Here is a 7161-nt window from a genome sequence, read left to right on the forward strand (position 1 = left end):
ATCAGGATAAATCAATGGCGTGAGTCGTTGAGCCTAGCAACCCTCTGCAACTTTCGTTGTTTGAGTGGATAAATGGTCAGGTAACTGGCTGTTCAGAATCTCCCACTATAGCCCGTAGGGTTTAGTGGGGGAGTATGTCAAATCTGCAGTTATGGGAAAGTGGCGATCGCCATTGAACTCAAAGTATGGCGAGATGGACGGCGTGATCCTTTACCAGAAGGGTTAGAGCAGATCGAGGGTTATCTCGCGGTCCTAGGCTTAGATTGGGGGTGGTTGGTGATCTTGGATCGCCGCTCTGGGTTGCCGGATATTGAGGAACGCACTACTTGCGAGGAGGCTGTCACCGCCACAGGCCGAAAAATCACCGTCATCCGGGGTTGAACCCTTGCAAAACATAGGGGCGAAAAATTTTTCGCCCCTACAGCTTTTTCGTCCCTACCAGCAGCATCAATGGTCACATCTCACTGATGTGGATTTGTGCCGGTTCAACCTTCGCTTGACCATAGGTTCCCACCCAAATATCGTATCGTCCCGAAGCAGGAGAGTTAAAAATGACCTTAGGGTCAGTGCCTTCAAAATCATCATTGCAATACCACCGTCCATCTGGCCCATGAATAACAAGAGTGGTATCAGTATTTGCAGTTGCAGCAAAGCTTAAATTTTGATAACGGCCTGCCTGATAATTCACTCGTAGATCCGGTTGTGCGATGGCAATATACCCAACACAACTAGAGCCTACATTAAATGTTTGTACATCAGTATTGCCTCCAGCTTGAATATTGACCCGGTGAGGATCTGGTGTAAAGCCAGCATTTAATGACAGACTTCCATACAATGGATTACCCCGTTCACTGACATACAAATTTGCAGATTCTGTTTTAGCTGTGCCGTAGGTTCCAACCCAAACATCATATTGCCCTGAACGAGGTGAATCAAAAATGACGCGAGGATTTACCGTTGAACCACTCATATCATCATTGCAATACCACCGTCCATCAGGGCCATTGATAATCAAAGTCGTGTCACTATTTGAGGTGACATAAAAACTCAAAACCTTGTAATCAGTCGCCCTGTAGTTGATCCGGGCATCGGGTTGGGAACGGGCAATAAAGCCAACACAGCTATTCGGCAGACCTAAGTTGCGTGTATCAGTACCGCCTCCGGCTTGAACCTGAACGCGGTGAGGATCTCGTGCAAAATCACCCCCCAACTGTACAGTCCCATATAAAGGATTTGCTCCGTGGTCTGGCAGTTGTGCATAACCAACAGGTGCTTGCAATCCGATTGATCCTGCTCCAATCGCAATCGCACTCAGAGGCAACAACCACCATGTTTTAATGGTTTTCTCGATATTCATACATCCTCCATGTACTAATACATACAGTACAAACTGTTTTGATAGGCTGTAGTTTAGCCTGAGACAACTCAAAAGTTCAGCAGTTATATTCTACTGAGAAATTCTGAAAATTTAAGATAACTTTCTAAACTTCATTGCTCTTAGGCTATCTTGATATTTTTGTAATAGATCTAATTTATTAAAAAAGCTTGATTAAGTGTCACCTTTATTAAAAAAGCTTGATTAAGTGTCACCTAATTTAACAATTATGTAAGCATTCAGGTCATGAAAATTTGGCTGTAAGCATTGCTCAGTATGGGTTTCAGCTATTTTGTTATTCTCAATAAATAAGGCTGTAATCCCTAGTCTTACGTACTTATTGAGAATGAACTGTTAGTTTAGAACTCACCTCGATTTTGAAAGCCTTGCTGTGACTGCGTTTCAGATACATGAATCCTTACCCTCCGTCATCAATTTAACGCACATCCACAACCCCAGAGCCGCTTATTCAGTTACAGGACGCAAAAAGAAAAATTTCGTAAATATGAAGACAAATATCGATCACTCGTAATGTGTCCACATCCTCAAAACCTTCACAATCCGCTTCTGCTCATGGACTTCGTACACCAAACGGTGTTGCTGGTTGATTCGGCGAGAATAATAGCCCGCCAAATTCCCCACCAACTTCTCGTAAGGCGGTTGATAGGGATTTTGTACCAAAATATTGAGCAGCTTCTGCGCTTTACGCTTCAGACCTGCTGACGCGAGCTTTTTGGCATCCTTCGCCGCCTGCTTTGTCAAAACAACCCGCCAAGTCACCAGTCTAGATTCTCAAGCTCAATACAATCTTCGAGGGGTGTACTTGCTTCTTGCTGAATTGATTCAACCAAGCTTGGAATGCTACCGAGATATAGCGACTCTTGCATTGCATCCCAATCTGCTTTGGAAATCAACACCGCCTCATGGGTTGAGCCTGTGATGAGTACCGGGCTGTGACGTTGCGACACCTCATCAACTAATTGGTTGAGATTGTCTTGAGCCTGACGAATCGGTAATGAATTCATGGATTTAGTTAACTCTAGAGAACACAGCATCATGATGAATTGAAGTATCCGTAAAGCTACTGCCCTGTGATGCTGGGGTAATCCGTAGCCGTTGGCGCGGTTCACTCATATACCCCTGACGAGTTAAAAAATCGTGTAGGGCAATTTGCAGGGCGCGATCAAGAGAGAGATTCCTGCTTTGCGTATTGGGCTAAAGTCTCCAGGAATCCCTCTGGTAAAGCGAGGTCAATCGGTTCAAGAGGCGAAACAGTCATAATGATTTTGTCAATACCTTGATTGTTAGATTAACGATTTTGCTTGAGTTGGCGCAATGTTGCTTTAAGTCGCAGGACTGCCGCGATAACCTCAGCCGCACTACCATACTTGCCACCCGAGAACTTGCTCGGGCTGAACTGTTCCTGGTCTGGAGTTAAAACAAATGCCATACCCACCTCGACACAATTAAGACTTGCTCCAAATTATAACCATCCTGCTACCACCAAACCCAGATGAACGGGTTCCCTATGGTAAAACGGCGCATGGTTAGAGAGTGACGGGAGAATCAACGTAGATGGTGGGATCGGGGGTTGTGAAGTCGAGACCGTATTCGGCTAATCGTTTGGAAATGGTTTCATTGGCTAATTCTAATAGGCGTTTGCGGAGTTGAATGGAGTTTTCACTAGAGCCGAGAATGAAGAAGGTGACCCGAGCGCGACTTTTATCCTGTTCGTCGGTGTCTAGGAGTTGAATCCGAGTGCTACCGGGATCGATGCCGACTAATGCATCGGTGCTTTCTTTAATGACTTGCTCAACTAAGGCTTTTTCTTGCACTTGTAAGCTGTTCAAAAAGTTGAGGTAAAGCAAAACCATCACCTTTTTACCCCGTGTGATGTTTTCGATTTCTGCATCGGCCATGGATGAATTGGGGACGATGACGAGGGTGTTTTTGGCGGGGGTGCGGATTTTAGTGGAGCGTAGTCCGATCGATTCGACGCGGCCAAATAGACCATTGGGGAGGCGGATATATTCGCCTTTGACGTAGGGGCGATCGAGGTAGAGAACGATGGTTCCGATGATTTGTGATAGGGCACTTTGGGCGGCGAAACCGACGGCGGTGGCGGCAACCCCTAAACTGGCGACGAGACCGATGAGGTTAATATCTTGGCTTTGGGCGTAGGCGATCGCAGCAATCAAACCAATCATCACATTAAGCACCGATTCAAAGGGGAGAATCAATTCATCGGGATCAAGCCCCATTTTTTGAACAAAAGCGATACCATAAACCTGCAAAAAGAGGTGAACCAAGCGCGAAATCAGCCAGGCGAGGCTAATGGTTACACTCAGTTCCATAATGGGGCGAACAAAATCATAGATGCCCCCGTAGGCAATTAACCACGTTAGGGAAATATTAATCAGTAGTAATGTGCCGGTGACGCGAATTTCTTGGCGAATCGGATCAATCCAGCGATCGTAAATATCCCGTCCCTGTTGGGGGGCGAATCGATAGGTAATGAGTCGAACGACGGTGGGACTGTAGCGGCCAATAACGATCGCAATGACGAAAAAACTGAGAAAGACAATGGCATTAAGCAATTGATGCTGATCTAGCCATTGGATGATTTGGCGAATAATGGGGGATAGTTGCGTGAAGTCCATAGATCAAATCGTAATAGGAGAATCAACATTAATGGTGCGTTCTTCTAGGGAAAATTTAATACCGTAGTCCGTGAGTTGGCGCGTCACATTTTGCTTGGCCATATCGAGCACTTGACGGCGTAAATCCATGGACACATCCCCGGAACCTAGGATAAAAAAGTTGATTTGGACTTGGGTTTTGATGGGAATATTCTGCTCGATTAAGTCCCGAAATGAGACTTCGGTGCTGCGGGGATCGATGCCGAGAATGTCTTGGGTGCTGTTGAGGATGATCTGACGGACAAAGGCTTTTTCGGAGTCTTCAATCTGACGATTGACGGTGAGATAGAAGAGGGAAATGACTTTTTTGGCTCCGGTGAAGTTTTCGATGTTGGCGGATGCGAGGGAACTGTTGGGGACGATGACGAGGGTTCCTTTGCCGGAGGTGCGGATTTTGGTCGATCGCAGCCCGACGGATTCCACCCGGCCAAACGTACCATCGGGCAAACCAATGTAGTCATCTACGACAAAGGGACGATCTAAATAAAGGACGATGCCGCCGAGGATTTGCTCTAGGGTTTTCTGGGCGGCGAAGGCGATCGCTAACCCCCCAACCCCTAAACTGGCCAGCAGTCCGACAATGTTCACCCGATGCACTTGGGCGAAGATAATCACAACAATGACAACGAGTAAGAGATTCGCGATCGCTTTCGTCACATTCAGCACTTCACTATTCACTTTGCGCTGACTTTGGATCGCATTATCGAGGAGATATTCATCAAACAGACGACGAAAAAAGCGAAATCCAAAAATAATTAATAACGTGCCAAAGACAAACCCCAAGGCGGTTTCACCGAGCCACCACCAATAGTTAAGGGGAATATACACCAAGGTGACATCTCCCACGCCCAACAGGGTCATGAGCAGGACGAGGAGCAAGTCGGGGGCGATGAGTTGTTGATAAATGGCGGTGGTTTGACGGGGGAGGCGTTGGAGCAGTTGGTTCACGAGCGATCGCACCAACAGAATCAACAAAACAACCCCCAAACTCGCACCGACCCCAATCAAAACTTTCGTTAAGAGTGCCGTGGGGATCGTTAATTCAGTGGGAGCAGTAGCATCCATAGCGACAAGGAAAAAAGGGAGCAGAGACTCGGCAATCTGGTTGACTGACAAAATTAGCCAGATCCCGGAAAGCCCTCACCCTAGCCCTCTCCCTAGGGGAGAGGGAACTGGAAAAATGGATCGGCTCCCCTCGCCCTCTGGGAGAGGGGTTGGGGGTGAGGGCTATCAAGTCAGTCAACCAGCTCGACAACTGAGGAGATGGCATTATCATCTCATCAGACGCTGCGACATTAGATGATTTTTGATTTTGGGAAGACCTGACCCGTCTTGCTGCCATGGTTTGAAGCCAGTTACGCCTGTTTTAGGGCAACGGTGGGGAGCGTTGCATCTATCAAAGTAAGGGTTTTGGGTGAATTTCACTCTCCCTCGCGATGGATTTTGGGCGATCGCTTCGTGGCCACAACGGCGTAAAAGGGATCAGATCCGCCCATGCCCAGCAGTTGCAGCAGGGCAGGAGCGGCGGCGACATGGGTGATCACTTCCGGGTCGGTGAAGTCGGGGATGGCGCGGATGTAGCGTTGCACGAGTTGGACGCGGCTCGATTCGCTACCCTCGCGCCAGGCGGCGATCGCTTTTTGATAAAACATCCGATTGGAGAAACTAATGATCACAATGCCGCCCGGCTGCAACACCCGCGCCACTTCGGCAAAGATGCGATCGGGGTATTGCAAATATTGCACCGACACGCAATTTAAAACGGCGGCAAATTCCCCATCCGCGTAAGGCAGCACCGGGTTGTCGTTGAGATTTTGGACAATGTAATGATCCAAGCGCGGATTTTTTGCCAATTCTGCCGCGTTGAGGCCGTGGCCTTCCACATGGGAAAACGCCACATCGTCGGGTAGGTGCGACACCCAACTGCTCATCAAGTCAAGAATGCGGCTCTTGGGGGTGAGGCGATCGCGATACAGTTCCGTTAACCGAGCGATGAACGGATCGTCCACATGGGTGACAAACCGGGGAAGATCGTAAAACAGAGCATCATCGGTGGGGTCGAGTTTGGTGCGTTGTTCCGGCATTAACATAGCGATCGTCAGTAAAATAGGATGAGCGTTACGAAACTTTAGAAAACTTTACTTAAAAATGGTAACAACACCACCGCCCTCCCTGCTGACCCCCCAAACCTGGCAATGGCAGGATCACCGCATTTCCTACACCGTCACAGGCACGGGCGAACCCCTCCTCCTCGTGCATGGCTTCGGCGCATCTCTTGGCCATTGGCGGCACAATATCCCGGTATTAGCAGCGGCGGGGTATCAGGTCTATGCCTTGGATTTATTGGGCTTTGGCGGTTCGGATAAGCCCGCCCTTGATTACACCGTTGAGCTTTGGGTGGAGCAGATTAAAGACTTTTGGGCGGCCAAAATTCAGCGCCCGATGGTGATGGTGGGCAATTCCATCGGCGGGCTGTTGAGTTTAATGGTGATGGCGGACTATCCCGAACTGACCCAAGGGGGAATTTTGCTCAACTGTGCCGGGGGCTTGAACCACCGCCCCGATGAACTCAATCCGCCGCTGCGGTTGGTGATGGGGTTATTTACGAAATTCGTTAGTTCACCACTGACGGGGCCGTTTCTGTTTAATCAGGTGCGCCAAAAACGACGGATTAAAAATACGCTGTATCAGGTGTATTGCGATCGCGCCGCCGTCACCGATGATCTCGTTGAACTGCTCTATCAACCCTCCTGCGATCGCGGTGCGCAACAGGTCTTCGCCTCCGTTCTCACCGCCCCCCCCGGCCCTAGTCCCGCCGAACTCTTGCCCCAAATCCAGCAACCCCTCCTCGTTCTCTGGGGCGAAGCCGACCCCTGGACACCGATCAGCGGTTCCAAACTCTATCAAGATCAACCCACCATTACCTTTCACCCCATCCCTAACGCGGGCCACTGTCCCCACGACGAAGCCCCCGATCGCGTCAATCCCCTCATCCTTGATTGGCTCGCGACACAATGCCCCCCGCACTAAGCCGGCGGGGTATCTTGACGGTGGGCGGGGGGGGGGGGGGGGGGGGGGGGGGGGGGG

9 protein-coding genes are annotated in these 7161 nt (G+C 49.3%); 2 read left to right on the top strand and 7 right to left on the bottom strand.

Going from position 1 to position 7161, the window contains the following annotated elements:
- Nucleotides 1-159: 159 nt before the first annotated feature.
- Nucleotides 160-381 carry a hypothetical protein gene (locus tag PN477_RS17210; protein WP_272121162.1) on the top strand — a complete coding sequence of 74 codons (222 nt, stop codon included), beginning with the start codon at nucleotides 160-162 and terminating at the stop codon, nucleotides 379-381.
- Between the two features lie 73 nt (nucleotides 382-454).
- Here PN477_RS17210 and PN477_RS17215 read toward each other — a convergent pair whose 3' ends face one another.
- The 7 genes from PN477_RS17215 to PN477_RS17245 form a co-directional block, all read right to left on the bottom strand.
- Complete coding sequence (locus PN477_RS17215; RefSeq protein WP_272121164.1) at nucleotides 455-1357, bottom strand: hypothetical protein; 903 nt, start codon at nucleotides 1355-1357, stop codon at nucleotides 455-457.
- Between the two features lie 540 nt (nucleotides 1358-1897).
- A complete protein-coding gene (locus tag PN477_RS17220) occupies nucleotides 1898-2155 on the bottom strand; it encodes a Txe/YoeB family addiction module toxin (protein WP_272121166.1) in 258 nt (85 codons plus the stop codon).
- On the bottom strand, nucleotides 2152-2400 hold the full coding sequence (locus tag PN477_RS17225; protein WP_272121168.1) for a type II toxin-antitoxin system Phd/YefM family antitoxin: 249 nt from the start codon (nucleotides 2398-2400) through the stop codon (nucleotides 2152-2154). The genes PN477_RS17220 and PN477_RS17225 overlap by 4 nt, the downstream gene beginning before the upstream one ends.
- Nucleotides 2401-2684: 284 nt before the next feature.
- Entirely contained in the window at nucleotides 2685-2825 is a 141-nt protein-coding gene (locus PN477_RS17230; protein WP_272147498.1) for a type II toxin-antitoxin system ParD family antitoxin, read from the bottom strand.
- A gap of 97 nt (nucleotides 2826-2922) precedes the next feature.
- Nucleotides 2923-4035 (bottom strand): mechanosensitive ion channel family protein, encoded by a 1113-nt coding sequence (locus PN477_RS17235; RefSeq protein WP_272121170.1) that lies wholly within the window; start codon nucleotides 4033-4035, stop codon nucleotides 2923-2925.
- Between the two features lie 3 nt (nucleotides 4036-4038).
- The gene (locus PN477_RS17240) at nucleotides 4039-5139 is read right to left on the bottom strand and encodes a mechanosensitive ion channel family protein (RefSeq protein ID WP_272121172.1); all 1101 of its coding nucleotides are present in this window, start codon (nucleotides 5137-5139) and stop codon (nucleotides 4039-4041) included.
- Between the two features lie 356 nt (nucleotides 5140-5495).
- Nucleotides 5496-6164, bottom strand: a complete 669-nt coding sequence (locus tag PN477_RS17245) for a methyltransferase domain-containing protein (protein ID WP_272121174.1) — start codon at nucleotides 6162-6164, stop codon at nucleotides 5496-5498.
- A gap of 58 nt (nucleotides 6165-6222) precedes the next feature.
- Between PN477_RS17245 and PN477_RS17250 the strand changes: the two genes are divergently transcribed.
- Nucleotides 6223-7104 carry an alpha/beta fold hydrolase gene (locus tag PN477_RS17250; protein ID WP_272121176.1) on the top strand — a complete coding sequence of 294 codons (882 nt, stop codon included), beginning with the start codon at nucleotides 6223-6225 and terminating at the stop codon, nucleotides 7102-7104.
- Nucleotides 7105-7161 lie beyond the last annotated feature (57 nt).

It is taken from the genome of Spirulina subsalsa CS-330 (genome assembly GCF_028330765.1).
In the GTDB taxonomy this organism is placed as follows: domain Bacteria; phylum Cyanobacteriota; class Cyanobacteriia; order Cyanobacteriales; family Spirulinaceae; genus Spirulina; species Spirulina subsalsa_A.